Origin of the sequence: Avibacterium volantium (assembly GCF_900635775.1) — a bacterium.
Classification (GTDB): domain Bacteria; phylum Pseudomonadota; class Gammaproteobacteria; order Enterobacterales; family Pasteurellaceae; genus Avibacterium; species Avibacterium volantium.
Map to the genome: position 1 here is coordinate 1,052,219 of NZ_LR134167.1, position 15,756 is coordinate 1,067,974.

Annotated in this window: 13 protein-coding genes and 1 pseudogene; 9 read left to right on the top strand and 5 right to left on the bottom strand. The window is 41.8% G+C overall.

What is annotated here, in order from left to right; genetic code table 11:
• Nucleotides 1–4: 4 nt before the first annotated feature.
• The 7 genes and pseudogenes from ELZ61_RS05130 to ruvB all read left to right on the top strand — a co-directional run.
• Nucleotides 5–1,161: pseudogene (locus ELZ61_RS05130) on the top strand (IS3 family transposase); the annotation flags it as partial.
• A gap of 91 nt (nucleotides 1,162–1,252) precedes the next feature.
• Nucleotides 1,253–1,423: a hypothetical protein gene (locus ELZ61_RS10685; protein ID WP_164550723.1), complete on the top strand. Its 171-nt coding sequence runs from the start codon at nucleotides 1,253–1,255 to the stop codon at nucleotides 1,421–1,423.
• A 3-nt stretch (nucleotides 1,424–1,426) separates the two neighbouring features.
• On the top strand, nucleotides 1,427–1,870 hold the full coding sequence (gene nudB, locus ELZ61_RS05135; RefSeq protein ID WP_126371934.1) for a dihydroneopterin triphosphate diphosphatase: 444 nt from the start codon (nucleotides 1,427–1,429) through the stop codon (nucleotides 1,868–1,870).
• 383 nt (nucleotides 1,871–2,253) lie between these two features.
• Complete coding sequence (locus ELZ61_RS05140; protein WP_103852766.1) at nucleotides 2,254–2,994, top strand: YebC/PmpR family DNA-binding transcriptional regulator; 741 nt, start codon at nucleotides 2,254–2,256, stop codon at nucleotides 2,992–2,994.
• A gap of 75 nt (nucleotides 2,995–3,069) precedes the next feature.
• Nucleotides 3,070–3,630 carry a crossover junction endodeoxyribonuclease RuvC gene (gene ruvC / locus ELZ61_RS05145; protein ID WP_035685784.1) on the top strand — a complete coding sequence of 187 codons (561 nt, stop codon included), beginning with the start codon at nucleotides 3,070–3,072 and terminating at the stop codon, nucleotides 3,628–3,630.
• Between the two features lie 86 nt (nucleotides 3,631–3,716).
• Nucleotides 3,717–4,331 carry a Holliday junction branch migration protein RuvA gene (gene ruvA, locus ELZ61_RS05150; RefSeq protein WP_126371936.1) on the top strand — a complete coding sequence of 205 codons (615 nt, stop codon included), beginning with the start codon at nucleotides 3,717–3,719 and terminating at the stop codon, nucleotides 4,329–4,331.
• A 14-nt stretch (nucleotides 4,332–4,345) separates the two neighbouring features.
• On the top strand, nucleotides 4,346–5,353 hold the full coding sequence (gene ruvB / locus ELZ61_RS05155; protein WP_035685781.1) for a Holliday junction branch migration DNA helicase RuvB: 1,008 nt from the start codon (nucleotides 4,346–4,348) through the stop codon (nucleotides 5,351–5,353).
• 185 nt (nucleotides 5,354–5,538) lie between these two features.
• On the opposite strand, the gene ELZ61_RS05160 is transcribed toward ruvB, so the two are convergent.
• The 3 genes from ELZ61_RS05160 to ELZ61_RS05170 form a co-directional block, all read right to left on the bottom strand.
• Nucleotides 5,539–6,675 carry a glycerate kinase gene (locus ELZ61_RS05160; RefSeq protein WP_126371938.1) on the bottom strand — a complete coding sequence of 379 codons (1,137 nt, stop codon included), beginning with the start codon at nucleotides 6,673–6,675 and terminating at the stop codon, nucleotides 5,539–5,541.
• A 12-nt stretch (nucleotides 6,676–6,687) separates the two neighbouring features.
• Complete coding sequence (locus ELZ61_RS05165; protein ID WP_126371940.1) at nucleotides 6,688–8,064, bottom strand: GntP family permease; 1,377 nt, start codon at nucleotides 8,062–8,064, stop codon at nucleotides 6,688–6,690.
• Nucleotides 8,065–8,187: 123 nt separating this feature from the next.
• Nucleotides 8,188–9,282 carry a sugar diacid recognition domain-containing protein gene (locus ELZ61_RS05170; RefSeq protein ID WP_126371942.1) on the bottom strand — a complete coding sequence of 365 codons (1,095 nt, stop codon included), beginning with the start codon at nucleotides 9,280–9,282 and terminating at the stop codon, nucleotides 8,188–8,190.
• A gap of 173 nt (nucleotides 9,283–9,455) precedes the next feature.
• Between ELZ61_RS05170 and rpsO the strand changes: the two genes are divergently transcribed.
• A complete protein-coding gene (gene rpsO, locus ELZ61_RS05175) occupies nucleotides 9,456–9,725 on the top strand; it encodes a 30S ribosomal protein S15 (RefSeq protein ID WP_017805737.1) in 270 nt (89 codons plus the stop codon).
• Nucleotides 9,726–10,276: 551 nt separating this feature from the next.
• On the opposite strand, the gene apbC is transcribed toward rpsO, so the two are convergent.
• Complete coding sequence (apbC, locus tag ELZ61_RS05180) at nucleotides 10,277–11,401, bottom strand: iron-sulfur cluster carrier protein ApbC (protein WP_126373600.1); 1,125 nt, start codon at nucleotides 11,399–11,401, stop codon at nucleotides 10,277–10,279.
• Nucleotides 11,402–11,592: 191 nt separating this feature from the next.
• Here apbC and metG point away from each other — a divergent pair, with 191 nt between their 5' ends.
• On the top strand, nucleotides 11,593–13,644 hold the full coding sequence (gene metG, locus ELZ61_RS05185) for a methionine--tRNA ligase (RefSeq protein ID WP_126371944.1): 2,052 nt from the start codon (nucleotides 11,593–11,595) through the stop codon (nucleotides 13,642–13,644).
• Nucleotides 13,645–13,702: 58 nt separating this feature from the next.
• Here metG and mnmC read toward each other — a convergent pair whose 3' ends face one another.
• Nucleotides 13,703–15,733 carry a bifunctional tRNA (5-methylaminomethyl-2-thiouridine)(34)-methyltransferase MnmC2/FAD-dependent 5-carboxymethylaminomethyl-2-thiouridine(34) oxidoreductase MnmC1 gene (gene mnmC / locus ELZ61_RS05190; protein WP_126371946.1) on the bottom strand — a complete coding sequence of 677 codons (2,031 nt, stop codon included), beginning with the start codon at nucleotides 15,731–15,733 and terminating at the stop codon, nucleotides 13,703–13,705.
• Nucleotides 15,734–15,756 lie beyond the last annotated feature (23 nt).

Here is a 15,756-nt window from a genome sequence, read left to right on the forward strand (position 1 = left end):
CCCCAAACGATATTATTCTGTTGAGTTTAAATTAAAGGTTATTCAAGCTATCAAAAAAGGCCAGTGCTCCGCTGAAGCCGCCTGCTTTCGCTTTGATATCCCCAGTTCAGGGATAATTAGTCAATGGTTGCAACGCTTTGAAAAACAAGGTATAGATGGGTTATTACTCAAACCTAAAGGTCGTCCAAGTATGAAACTCAACTCACCTAAAATGCCACCAACGCCCAAAACAGAAGAAGAACGCTTGCGTTACCGAATTTTGGAATTAGAAGCGGAGAATGCAATGCTAAAAAAGTTGCAGGAACTCAACCAACAAAAAATGCAGAAAAAGCCGTCATCGTAAATGCCTTACGCTCGCATTTCCCGTTGGAATTGTTACTCAGGCTAATCGGATTGGCACGCAGTTCGTTCTTTTATCATCTCAAGCCAAAGTCGGATAAAAATGTAGCGATTTCACAGAAAATAGAGGAAATTTATCGCAAAAATGACGAAAATTATGGTTATCGTCGAATTACCTTGGAATTAAGGAAATACTTGATTATCAACCACAAAAGGGTGCAAGCGATAATGCAACGTTTGGGGTTAAAAGGAAAAAGTAAGCAGAAAAAATATCGTTCTTACCAAGGCAAAGTGGGGCAAATTGCCGATAATCTGTTGCAACGGGATTTTACGGCAACGATGCCGAATGAGAAGTGGGTAACGGATATCACCGAGTTCAAATGTGCGGAAGGCAAAGTGTATTTATCGCCGATTAAAGACTTGTTTAATAACGAAATTATTGCTTATAATGTGGCGAGAAGTCCGAATTTTGAGCAGATAACCAGAATGTTGACCCAAGCGGTGAACCGATTAGCGGGGGAAAAACCGATACTGCATTCCGACCAAGGATGGCAGTATCAAATGATGAGTTATCGGGAGATATTGAAAAAACACGGTATTACGCAAAGTATGTCGAGAAAAGGCAATTGTCTTGATAATGGTGCGATGGAAAGCTTTTTCGGGCGATTGAAGACGGAATGTTACTTTGGCAAGCGGTTTGAAACCTTTGAACAGCTTGAAAAAGTGATTCACGAGTACATTCATTACTACAACAATGAGCGTATTCAAGTGAAGCTCAAAGGACTAAGCCCTGTGGAATACAGAACTCAGTCCTTGAATTAAATTAGAATATAGTCTAACTTTTTGGGGGCAGATCATTCTTACCAAAAGACAATATCCTTGGTTAAAACCGTATGATCACAATCAGCTTAGAATGACAAGAGCAATGCGCAGTTTAAAGCTATGCAATCAGCCTGAATTAGCGAAGGCTTTACAGCAAGCCTTATTAGAAATTTCTGCCAAATACGGTAATATATCGCCAAAAAGTCTTGAATATTGGCATAATGCGCTAGCTGTTGAACCTTTACCTACTGATATTTTGTAGTATATGCAATACAAAAATCCCCAAAGCGTTCTCGTTATTATCTACGCCAAAAACACAAATCGTGTGTTGATGCTACAACGCAAAGACGATCCTGATTTTTGGCAGTCGGTAACAGGTTCAATGGAAAATGGCGAAACCGCAAGAGAAACGGCAATCCGCGAGCTTTGGGAAGAAATGCGGTTAAAAATTTCACCAAATTCAACCGCACTTTTTGATTGCAACGAAAGCGTAGAATTTGAAATTTTTCCCCATTTCCGCTATAAATACGCACCGAATATCACCCACGCGCGCGAACATTGGTTTTTATGCGCCGTGGAACAGGAATTTGAACCGCAACTCAGCGAGCATTTGGCCTTTAAATGGGTTTCCCCACCACAGGCCGTGCAAATGACAAAATCGCCAAATAACGCCGCAGCGATTGAGAAATATTTGGTAAATAAGGGCTGATTGATTATTTGGCTGGAATAAATTCTGCCAAATCTCCCCTAACCCCTCTTTGCTAAAGAGGGGAACAGTGCGGTGAAAAAAATAAGAGTATTTTTGACCGCACTTCAAAATTAGAATAAATATAATCACTGTTGATAGCTGGTTATTTGTTAAATAAGGGCTGATTGATTATTTGGCTGGAATGACTTCTGCCAAATCTCCCCTAGCCCCTCTTTAGAAAAGATGGGTAGGGGGAGATTTGATAGTAGCAATAACTACACACTAAATGATATGACGCCTATTGTGGTGAACATAAGTCGCCATCGGCGAAACCCGATTTATAAAAATAAACAAATTTAATTAAACTCAAGATCAAAAAGATCACAAAAACAGAAGGAAACAAAATGGCAGGACATAGTAAGTGGGCGAATATTAAACACCGTAAAGCCGCCCAAGATGCCCAACGTGGAAAAATCTTTACTAAATTAATCCGTGAATTGGTTACCGCAGCCAAACTTGGTGGCGGTGATGTGAGTGCTAACCCGCGTTTGCGTGCGGCGGTGGATAAAGCCCTTTCTAACAATATGACGCGCGATACCATCAACCGTGCAATTGATCGTGGTGTGGGCGGTGGCGATGACACCAATATGGAAACTAAAGTTTATGAGGGATATGGTCCAGGTGGTACAGCGGTAATGGTGGAATGTTTAAGTGATAACGCAAATCGCACCATTTCACAGGTTCGTCCAAGCTTCACTAAATGCGGCGGAAACTTAGGTACAGAAGGTTCTGTAGGCTATTTGTTTAGTAAAAAAGGCTTGATTTTAATAGCGGAAGCCGATGAAGATGCGCTTACAGAAGCAGCAATTGAAGCAGGCGCAGATGATATTCAACCACAAGAAGATGGCAGTTTTGAAATCTACACTGCGTGGGAAGATTTAAGTGCAGTGCGTGAAGCCATTGAAGCAGCAGGCTTCAAAATTCAAGAAGCCGAAGTAACAATGATTCCATCAACTACGGTAAATCTTGATGCGGAAACTGCACCAAAATTATTACGCTTAATTGATATGCTAGAAGATTGTGATGATGTGCAAAACGTGTATCACAATGGCGAAATCAGTGATGAAGTGGCAGCATTGCTTTAATTTCTCACATTGATTTGATCGGCGATAAGTTAAAAGGTGCGTGATCTTCAGCACCTTTTTCATTTAGGAAAAAAGATGGCAATTATTTTAGGTATCGACCCTGGCTCTCGTTTAACCGGCTATGGGGTGATTCGCCAAATGGGGCTTAAATTGGAATATTTAGGCAGCGGGGTGATCCGCACTCAGGCAGAAGATATGCCAACCCGTTTAAAGCGTATTTATGCGGGTGTGAGCGAAATTATCACTCAATTTCAGCCCACAATGTTTGCCATTGAAGAAGTATTTTTGGCCAAAAATGCCAATTCTGCCTTAAAACTTGGGCAAGCCCGTGGCGTGGCGATTGTTGCTGCTGTGAACCACGATTTACCGGTGTTTGAATATGCCGCACGCTTAGTCAAGCAAACGGTGGTTGGCACAGGGGCGGCCGATAAAACCCAAGTGCAAGAAATGGTAACGCGCATTCTTAATCTTTCCGCGAAACCGCAAGCCGATGCTGCCGATGCCTTAGCGATTGCGATTACACACGCTCACTCTTTCGCCCATTTATCGCAAATTAATCAGAATATGCAAAAAACAGCGGGAAAAAACACCGCACTTTTGCGTCCGAGATATAGCCGTGGGCGTTTCCGTTTATGATGGTTACGCTTGAAAATTTATCGTTTAAAACTGGATATTTATCCAGTTTTATTTTATCCTATGGCAAATCGTTTTAAGGGGAAATTATGATAGGCCGTTTAACAGGATTATTAGTCGAAAAGCAACCACCAGAAATTTTGCTTGATGTGCAAGGCGTGGGCTATGAGCTTTTATTGCCAATGACCAGCTTTTATAACTTGCCAGAAAGTGGGCAACAAACTACCCTTTTCACCCATTTGGTCGTGCGGGAAGATGCGCATTTGTTGTTCGGATTCTCCCATAAACAAGACCGCACTTTATTCCGTGAGCTAATCAAAACCAACGGTGTAGGCCCGAAACTGGCACTCGCCATTTTATCTGCGATGTCGGTCAATGAATTTGCTTATGCCATAGAACGTGAAGAATTGTCTAAATTGGTCAAAATCCCCGGCGTGGGCAAAAAAACAGCAGAACGCTTACTGGTTGAATTAAAAGGGAAATTTAAAGATTTACAACAAGGCGATTTCTTTATTGAAAGCACGCATTTGCCTGCGGCAGAAAAATTACCAAATAAAGAAAATGTTCAGATTGATGATGCAGTCGCGGCATTAATTGCGTTAGGTTACAAAGCAAGTGAAGCGGAAAAAATGGTGAAGAAAGTTGCCAATCCTGCACTTAACAGCGAACAATTAATCCGCGAAGCCCTGAAAGCGGCGTTATAAATTAAGGCAGAATAATGATTGAAGTAGATAGAATTGTCAGCGCAACGGAAAAATTCGATGAAGAAGTCATTGATCGTGCCATTCGCCCTAAATTACTCACCGATTATGTGGGGCAACCGCAGGTCTGTGAGCAAATGGAGATTTTTATCCAAGCCGCCAAGCTGCGCCAAGATGCACTCGATCACCTATTGATTTTCGGCCCACCGGGATTAGGGAAAACCACCCTTGCCAATATTGTGGCGAATGAAATGGGAGTAAATATCCGCACCACTTCTGGGCCAGTGCTTGAAAAAGCAGGCGATTTAGCGGCAATGCTAACCAATCTTGAACCGCACGATGTGCTATTTATTGATGAAATTCACCGACTTTCCCCAGCTATTGAAGAAGTACTGTATCCCGCAATGGAAGATTATCAGCTTGATATTATGATTGGTGAAGGCCCAGCGGCGCGCTCAATTAAACTGGATTTGCCCCCTTTTACTTTAATTGGCGCGACCACCAAAGCAGGCTCACTCACTTCCCCTTTGCGTGATCGCTTTGGCATTGTGCAGCGCTTAGAATTTTATTCTGTGGAAGATCTCACGTCTATTGTGGCACGCAGTGCGCAATGTTTAAATTTAGCCATTGAACAAGATGCGGCGCAAGAAATTGCCTGCCGTTCCCGTGGTACACCGCGTATTGCCAACCGTTTATTGCGCCGTGTGCGAGATTATGCCGATGTTAAAAATGCAGGGCAAATTTCTGCACAAATTGCAAAATCCGCCCTTTCAATGTTAGATGTTGATCCCGCAGGTTTCGACTTTATGGATCGCAAATTATTAAGCGCCATTATTGAACGTTTTGACGGTGGCCCTGTGGGCTTAGACAACCTTGCCGCTGCCATTGGTGAAGAACGTGAAACCATTGAAGATGTGCTTGAGCCTTATTTAATCCAACAAGGCTTTTTACAACGCACCCCAAGAGGACGTATCGCCACATTGCGAACCTATCGTCATTTGGGAATTGATAAGCTGACTGACTAGGAAAGAAAAAGACGATGGAGTAGGGAAGTGCTCCGTTTTTTCGCAAGCTTTATCGAGATAATAAAGTAGTAAGCTACAGGACGTTAATGTAGAAAAGTTGGTAGAAAAACGTGTCTTATGCCTAAAAATAAAGTGCGGTGAAAAATCTGAAAATTTTCCACCGTACTTGTCTTTTCTCTATTCTGTTACTTCATTGCTAACTGATAAAATCTGGCGATATTTTGCGCCGTTGAAATCAGATTCTCTTTTCCCGAACGCAAGGTGTTTTCCAGACTATTGAGCTGACGAATGATCGGAAAGACCGCATCAATGCCCTGCTCATACACCACTTCATAATCTTCCCGCAGGCAGCCTACGATAGCAATCACAGGTTTATCAAATTGCTTAGCAGTTTTGGCGACACCAATGGGCGTTTTTCCGTAAGCGCTCTGCCCGTCCATTCGCCCTTCGCCAGTAATCACCAAATCGGCATCTTGCACTTGGGCGCTAAAATTTAAGGTTTCTAACACAATATTTACGCCTTTTTTCAACCGCACTTTAGGCAGCAGCAATAATCCACCGCCCATTCCGCCAGCTGCTCCTGCACCTGATTGATTGGCGATATTAATACCAAGCTGTTGCTGTACTTTCTCGGCGAAATGAGCAAGCGCTGCATCAAGTTGTTGCACCATTTGAGCAGTAGCACCTTTTTGCGGCCCGAATACGGCAGATGCGCCAGTTTCACCACATAATGGATTATTCACATCACAAGCCACCTCGATTTGTACTTGCGCTAAACGTGAATCAAGCTGGCTCAAATCAATATGAGCTGTGTGAATTAGCTGTTCACCGCCATAGCCCAAAGATTGATTTTCAGCATTGAGAAAGCACGCGCCCAAGGCTTGCAACATTCCCACGCCAGCGTCATTGGTTGCACTTCCACCAATGCCGAGAATAATTTTTTTCACCCCATAATTTAAGGCGTTCAAAATCAATTCTCCCGTGCCAAAACTGGTGGTTTTCAATGGATTACGCGCCTCCATTGGCACAAGATGTAACCCTGAAGCCGCTGCCATTTCAATAAATGCGGTTTCACCATCACCAGAAAGCCCCCAAAAGGCATCAATCTTATTACCCAAAGGGGCGGTAACCGTGCATTGGATCAGCTTGCCTTGCGTCGCGTCCACCAAAGATTGTACCGTACCTTCTCCACCGTCAGCCATTGGAATTTTGCAATATTGCGCGTGCGGAAAAATCTTGCGAAACCCAATTTCAATCGCTTCTGCCACTTCAAACGCGGTCAAACTTTCTTTGAATGAATCTGGTGCGATGAGTATTTTCATTGTTAATTCCTGTTAAAGTAAAACTAAGGAAAGGACATAAACAGTGCTAATCCCCACAATTCCCATAATAAAAGTGAGTGTGGTTTGTGTGCGATAGCCTTGTTGTGGTGTCATTTTACTAAAGTTTGTTACCACCCAGTAGTAACTGTCATTAGCGTGAGAAACACACATTGCCCCTGCCGCAATCGCCATTACGGTCAGCGCGGCAGCAATTTCACTGGTTAATCCTAATGCACTCATTAGAGAATCATCAACATTAAACATTCCCATAATTGCCGCAGTGGTGATCATTGCTACGGTAGAGCTGCCTTGTGCGGTTTTCAAAATTGCTGAAATAATAAATGGAAAGAAAATACCCGCACTACTAATAATATGCGCATTTTCTTTAATATATTCTACGAATCCCGCTTCAACAATCACTTTGCCTAATACGCCACCAGCTGCTGTAATAAACAGAATTGGGCCAACGAGTTTTAGGGTGTCGTTGGTTAAGGTTTCAAACTCACTGATTTTGCCACATTGAAAAATAAGAATGATGGCAAAGATTAATCCAATTCCTAAGGCAATAATCGGATTGCCTAAGAATAAAATGAAATTGGCAATATCCCCTGTTGCGCCTGAAATTTTAGTGATTGAACCTAGTGCCATTAAAATGATAGGTACAAAAATCGGCGCAAGGCTTAAAAATCCATTAGGTAAAGTGCCATATTTTTTCAATAAGTCTTCATAACCTTGAGCAATCAGTTCATCATTAGCATCATCTTGCAAAATAACTCGCTTGCCAATAAATTTGGCAAAAAGATAACTTGCGATCAAAACAGGAATGGATACTGCAATCCCCATAAGAATGACCAATAATAAATTATGCTCTAAACCTAATCCACCTGCCACGGCAATTGGCCCCGGTGTTGGTGGAATAAAAACGTGTGCGGCGTAAAGCCCTGCACTCAGTGCAACCGCAGTACCAACGGGATTTGCGGCAATTTTTTTCTGAATCGCTTCACGAATTGGATTTAACACAACAAAACCGCTATCACAGAACACTGGAATACCAACAACCCAGCCCATAATAAGCATAGCTAACTCTGGTCGTTTTTGCCCAACCAGTTTAACAACCATATCAGCTAATTTTAAGGCTGCACCTGTTTTTTCTAGCACCATACCGATAATCGCACCGAAAATAATCACAATACCGATGCTCTTAAATGTGCCACTAAAACCAGCTCCAACCATTACTGGAATTTTAGTGAGAGGAATGCCCGCAATAAGCGCTAACGCAAGGGAAATGCTCATTAATGCGAGGAAAGGGTGAACTTTTAATTTCGCTATCATAAAAATCATAATAAGGATAGCAAGGATAAAGCTAATAATGAGTGCGATGCCCGTCATATCATTTCTCCTTTTATATGATTAATCATCGATCACATTATTGTTTTTTCTCTGCGAAAATACTTTATCCTAAAATACAAAAATTAGGGTGAAAACCCATAATAATTTATAGAAAAATACAAATTACTTTTTAAACAATATGCTTAAATAAAACACAAATAGATCATCTATCTTATTGAAAGACAAAGAGGTTATTTGCTCAATTTTGTTAAGCCGATAACGCAGTGTATTAATATGAATGAATAAATTTTGTGCGGTGAGAGTGAGATCACAATTTGATAAAAAATATTGTTGCAGCGTTTTGCGTAATTGTTGATTGGTATCTTGCGCATAAAGTTTATTAATAGGTTTTAACAATTCTTTTGCTTGCCAAGAATCTGTTAAACCATCTAATAAAACAGGCAGCTGGTATTGTTCAAAAAAATAAATCGATTTTTTCGGGAAAAATTTTAATCCATAACTTAGCGTACTTAATGCTGTTTTATAGGAAAGCGCCAACCTTTCATTTCCACCTAAAAAACCACCCACCACAATCTTATATTGATGAGGGCTCCAATGGGGTGGCACAAAGGTTTTCAACAACATTTTATTTTGACGTTCATTCGCGGGTAATAATATCAATATGGAATCCAAAGAATGAATGGCAAAAAGCACATTTTGCTGTTGCAAGTAGCTGACTAATTCTTGTAATTGAGTTTGATTGGAATGGCACAAATTGATCAGCGTTGCCACATAATCAAGGGATAAATCAATGCCAAAGAAATTTGCCTGTTGAGCAAGCTGGGGATATTTCTGCGAATGATTGACTAACTGTAAAATAAATTCCTCTTTATAACGATGCAACCAACGTTCTTGCTCAATTAAAATGTGCTGTTCAACAATTAATTCCGCCGTCATTTTTACTAATTCAGCATAAGGACGTACTTCCTCTGGCTTGCCTGATACCCCCACAACGCCAAAAATATTACCGAGATAATTAATCGGAATATTGATACCGGGCTTGGCTTCTTGATTCCATTTTTGCGAAAGAAACTCATCAACTTCCACAACCCGATTTTCTCGAATTGCAATCACCGCTCCCGTATGCTTTTGCTTTAAACGGGAAGTATCGCCAGAAGCAATAATCACCCCGTTTTTATCCATTACATTGACGCTGTTTGGAATAATATGCATTGCCCGTTGCACAATTTTCTGTGCAACTTGCTGATCAAGTTCCATAATCCACCTGAAAATGAAATCAAACTTGGTTAAATCATATAATTAAAATGCTTATTTGCCCAAGATATTTATTGCATTTTTTCTCTTAATCGCTACAATTGTTGCTCCTTGTCGGCGCTGAATTAGAGATCGGCGTTTGATGTATGACTAACCCTACTATTGAGGATTTTAATATGTCTCTAAGCACAGAAAAAAAAGCAGCTATCGTTGCTGAATTTGGTCGTGATGCAAAAGATACTGGTTCATCAGAAGTTCAAATTGCATTATTAACTGCACAAATCAACCACTTACAAGCACACTTTGCAGTGCATAAAAAAGACCATCACGGTCGCCGTGGTTTATTACGTATGGTTTCTCGTCGTCGTAAATTATTAGATTACTTAAAACGTACTGATTTAGCTAAATACAGCGAAACTATCGCTCGTTTAGGTTTACGTCGCTAATTTCCAAATTAGAACAAGAAAGCGCTCAAGCAATTGAGCGTTTTTTATTTTGTCAATATCAGAGATAGCCCTACTTCCGCCCGAAAAATCCCCCCAAAAAAACACCGCACTTTAAAATTCAGCCCCCCATTCCCCCGTCCAAACCGCCCGAATAAAAATAAAATTTTTAGAAAAGTAACGCCTGAACACAGCATCGCGAGTATGGTGTTACTTTTCGTCAAGAAAGTTTTATTGGAATGAGGAAAAGTGGGTTCGTTAAATTTCTCACTTACAGACAAGGCATTTTGTCGAAGACAGTACGCCAGTACTGCAAGACAAAATAACGCAGTCTGTGAGTAAGCGAAATTTGACGATGATCGGGGGGCTTTTCTTTGCCTACTCTCTTTTGGGTAAGCAAAAGAAAGGAAGTCGCTCAACGAGCGAAACCCGTTATTCATTAAAGCATTTAACCAACAATAAAGAACCAAATAATAAAGAGCGGTACTTTTCCACAAATTTTTAACCACTTAAAACTCTGTGAAAAACCACCGCTCTTTTCGTTTATGTTATTTTTATTCCACCGCTTTAAATAAAATCTCGCTTGGGATAATTTCGCCTTGCCAATAAAGTTCGCTGGCAACTTTTTCGGCGAGTTGTAGGAAAGATTGAGCAATTTCGCTGTCTGGTGCGGAAACCACTGTTGGCTTGCCGTTATCCATATCTTCACGCAAGCGGATATGTAATGGCTGTTGCGCAAGCACTTTTACTTGATATTTTTCCGCCATTTTTTCTGCACCGCCTGTACCAAAAATAGGTTCGTGATGGCCGCAGTTGCTACAAATATGCACAGACATATTTTCCACAATGCCAAGCACTGGGACAGAAACGCGCTGGAACATTGAAATGCCTTTAATCGCGTCAATTAAGGCAATATCTTGCGGTGTGGTAACCACAATCGCGCCAGTTACAGGGATTTGTTGTGAGAGCGTAAGCTGAATATCGCCTGTGCCGGGTGGCATATCAATTACTAAATAATCTAGCTCCACGCCGTCTTTCGCCCATAAGGTTTCTTGTAAAAGCTGGCTTAGCGCACTACTTGCCATTGGGCCACGCCAGATGGTGGCGTTGTCAGGTTCCATTAAATAGCCAATAGAGTTGGTGCGTAATCCATACACTTCGATGGGGTTAATATGTTTGTTGTCTGGCGAAGTTGGACGCTGATCTGCCACGCCAAGCATATGGGGAACAGACGGGCCATAAATATCCGCATCGAGCAAGCCAACTTTTGCGCCTTGTGCTTGTAAGGCTAAGGCTAAATTAACGGAAACGGTGGATTTTCCCACGCCGCCTTTGCCTGAACTGACTGCAATAATATTTTTGATGCCTTTTACCGCTGGGTGATTATTGGCGCGTTTTAAGGTGGCGATTTGGTAGTTCAGCACCCATTTTACTTCTGTGGATTGAGTGATTTTTTCTAGTGCATTGGTTAGCGCTGCTTTTAATTGTTCAAAACCACTGTTCCACGCAAAAGGCATTGTGATTTCAATGCGTAAAACGCCTGCACCTAGCTCTACTTTTTTGATCGCATTGAGAGTGATTAAATCACGTTGTAAGCTAGGGTGTTGAAATTGTTGGAATAATTGTTGAATTTCGGCTTGTTGAGCCTCGCTTAAATTCGCTGAAAAATGAATGCTCATCATTATTTCCTATTGTTAAGTCGCTGTTAAGTAAATGGTTAGAGAATAGTTGAGTAAATTTGTGGGTATATTTAAACACGGCAAGGCGGTGCTGTTAAGTATAAATTGAGATAAACCGCCTTGAACTGGAAAAAATACCGCCAATAAGGTAAAATTCGGCACAATTTTTCTGATGATAAAGGTAACAGATAATGTCAAATTCACCTCGTAAAATTTTAGTCACTTGCGCATTGCCTTATGCAAACGGCCCGATCCATTTAGGACATATGCTTGAACATATCCAAGCCGATATTTGGGTGCGCTTCCAACGTATGCGTGGCAACGAAATTTATTTTGTTTGTGCTGATGATGCGCACGGCACGCCAATTATGCTTAAAGCCGATCAAATGGGCATTACCCCTGAGCAGTTAATCGCCGATGTGCAACAAAAACACGTTGAAGATTTCAAAGGCTTTAACATTAGTTTTGATAATTATTATTCAACCCATAGCGAAGAAAATCGTGAGCTGGCAGAAAGCATTTACAATAAATTAAAAGAAAATGGTTTTATCAAAAGCCGTACTATTTCGCAATTATTCGATCCTGAAAAGCAAATGTTCTTGCCTGATCGCTTCGTTAAAGGCACTTGTCCAAAATGTAAATCCCCTGATCAATATGGCGATAACTGTGAAGTTTGTTCTGCCACTTACAGCCCAACAGAACTAATCGATCCGCGTTCTACGGTATCGGGGGCAACGCCTGTGTTGAAAGAAAGTGAGCATTTTTTCTTTGACTTACCAAGTTTTGAAGCAATGTTGAAAGCGTGGATTCGCTCTGGTTCATTGCAACAAGAAGTGGCGAATAAAATGCAAGAATGGTTTGAAGCGGGGCTGCAACAATGGGATATTTCTCGTGATGCGCCTTACTTCGGCTTTAAAATCCCGGGTACAGAAAATAAATATTTCTATGTTTGGCTTGATGCGCCGATTGGTTATATGGCGTCTTTCAAAAACCTGTGCAACCGCAAAGGCGATATTGATTTTGATAGTTTCTGGAATAAAGATAGCCAAGCTGAGCTTTATCATTTTATTGGTAAAGATATTATGTACTTCCACTCATTATTCTGGCCAGCGATGTTAGACGGAGCGGAATTGCGTAAGCCTGATAATATTTTCGTACACGGTTATGTAACGGTAAATGGCGAGAAAATGTCGAAATCTCGCGGTACATTTATCCAAGCGGCAACCTATTTAAAACACCTTGATCCCGAATATTTACGTTACTACTATGCGGCAAAATTAGGCAACCGCATTGACGATTTAGATCTCAATTTGGAAGATTTCGTACAGCGCGTAAATACCGATGTAGTAAACAAATTAGTCAATCTTGCTTCACGCAATGCAGGCTTTATCCAAAAACGTTTTGCTGGGGAATTAGCGGCCAGCTTGCAAGATCCTGTTTTATTTGCAGAATTTACTTCACAAGCGGATCACATTGCAGCTTATTACGAAAACCGTGAATTCGGCAAAGCCATTCGTGAAATTATGGCATTAACGGATAAAGCCAATAAATATATTGATGAAAAAGCCCCTTGGGTCATTGCCAAAGAAGAAGGCCGCGAGCAAGAATTACAACAAGTTTGCTCAATGGGTATTGAGTTATTCCGTGTGTTAATGGGCTACTTAAAACCTGTATTACCAAAATTAGCCGAACGTGCTGAAGCCTTCTTACAGACTGAAATTACTTGGGATAATCTTGCAACACCGTTGCTTGCTCACAAAATTGCGCCGTTTAAAGCCTTGTTCTCTCGTTTAGATATGAAACAAATTGAGCAAATGATTGACGCATCAAAAGCGGAAAATGCCCAACTTAATCCGCAAAGTAGCACAGAAAAAAGTGCGGTGCAAAATGCAGCAGATTTTGAGCCTTTTGAAGAAACCATCACCATTGATGATTTCGCTAAATTAGACTTGCGTGTTGCCAAAGTGCTGAAGTGCGAAGCTGTGCCTGAAAGCAATAAATTATTGAAATTTATCCTAGATTTAGGCGTGGAACAGCGTCAAGTATTCTCGGGCATTAAAGCAGCCTACAACAAACCAGAAGATCTGGAAGGGCGAATGGTGATTATGGTAGCCAATCTTGCACCGCGCAAAATGAAATTTGGTATGTCTGAAGGAATGATCCTTTCCGCAGGCACAGGCGGTGCAGATTTATTCTTGCTTGATGTAGATTCTGGCGCGAAAGCCGGTGCGCGCGTGAAATAATAAATCGCAAATTACGATAGAAAATAGAAAAAGGCGAACTTAATGTTCGCCTTTTTGTTTATGCTATCGGCGTGCCTTTCAGCAATTTTCTTATCCAGCTGCGATTTGGGCTGAGCTGATGCAAAATATCTTCACTTAACGGCAAAGGTTCGCCATAAATTAATGAAGCCAGCACTTCGCCAAGCAAAGGCGCAGACGTTAATCCCCTTGAGCCTAACGCGCCGATTAAATAAAGATTGTGATGAATCGCCGCAGGCGGAATAGGCTGTTTGCGGCGGCGTAGATTAAAGAGATTTTTATAGTCTTCTACTTGCTGTGCGAAATTTGGCACGTTGCCCACCATAGGAATGCGATCGCGCACGGAGCAACGTACACCGACACGCGCCAAGTTGCCCGAGGTATCAATCTCATTCACCCATTCTACACCCGAAAGATTTTGCTGAATTTTGTGCTGATTTTCTTGCTGTTCTTGTTGGCTAAATTGACGATCTTGATTATCACGAACGTGGCTTGCTCCAATGCAATGGCTAGTTTGGGTTTGATCCGCTGGGGTGAGATAACCGTCATAGCAGAGCACCGCCTTAAGGTGTTTTAGCTGTGCGGTGGTGGGAATTTGGCTCACTTGCCCACGCACGGGGTAAACAGGCAGTTGTGCGGTTTGGCTAAAGTCTTTGAGCTTATGCCCGTTAGCAATAATGGCAATGTGATGAAAAAAAGTTTCACCCTGTGAATTAGTCAGCCTCCAGCCTTCGCCTTGTTGAGAAAGTGCGGTGATTTTTTGCGAAGTTTTTATCGTTACGCCACGCTTTTGCAAATAGTCAAATAAATTTTGTACGAATTGACGAGGTGCAAGCCAAGCGCCTTGCGGAATAAATGCCCCATCGCAAGGCAGTGGCAAACCGACTTTCTCGCTCAATTCCGCTTGAGAAAGGCGTTGAAATAAGGCCTCGGGTAGATCTAAGTGAGAAATTTTGTCTAATTTCACCGCACTTTTATGATCATAAGCGCAGAGCGCTACGCCGCAAAAATCTCGTTCAAATTCAATACCTTGCTCAATCACCCAATGCAGTTGCTGTTGCCCGTATAAAAACGCGTGAATATAAAAACGAATGTTACGCTCGTCATCATCGCTCAGCTGTGGATAAAATGCCCCTTGCTTGTTGCCTGATGCGTTGAGTGCGGTTTGCTCATCTTCACAATAAAGCGTGATATTCGCGCCACGTTGCAATAAAGAAAGTGCGGTAAAGGCAGACGCTATGCCGCCACCGATAATGGCGATGTCTTGTGCTTCATTTATTTGAGCAGATTGAGGCAAATACCAAGGGGTGAACATTGCGAAAGTGCGGTGATTTTTTGTGGAGTTTTCGAGTTTTACACCCGCTAAACATTCACGCTTTTTGCCGTAGCCTTTGCGTTTATGTACGCTAAATCCTGCATTTTCTAGCCCTTTTCGCACCGCACTTGCGGCGGTGAAAGTGGCAAATGTGCCGTTAGGTTTGCAATAATCAAACATTGCGTTGTAAAGCTGCTCGTTCCACATTTGCGGATTTTTGCTCGGCGAAAAGCCATCTAAAAACCACGCATCAATACGATTTTGCATATAATCACCCAGTTGTGGCAGGCTTTCAGCAATCTCACCAAACCAAATATCCAACGTGGTTTCGGCAAAATGAAAACGCTGGCAACCTGTGATCATCGGCTGCCAATGGCGACAAAGTTGCGTGCTTAAATCGGCAAATTCAGGATAAGGCTGATGAGTTTGGGCTAGTTGTGTTGGATTGAGCGGATATTTTTCAAAAGAAATAAAAAACAAACGTTTCAGCGGGCTATGCGGATTGGCTTGGCGAAACTGACGAAAAAGTTGGGTAACAGCAAAAAAATTCAGCCCTGTGCCAAAGCCAGTTTCGGCAATCACAAAATGCCCTTGGTTAAACTGATGCCAACGTTCCCACAGCGCATTTCCCTGCTGAAACACATAACGACTTTCCGCCAAACCGTCTTGGTTGGAAAAATAGACATCATCAAATTGGTGGGAAACGGGCGTGTTTTCTTGATTAAAATAGATCTCTGCGTGATTAAGTTTAAACATCTTTGCTGGCATCTTTGTTGTGC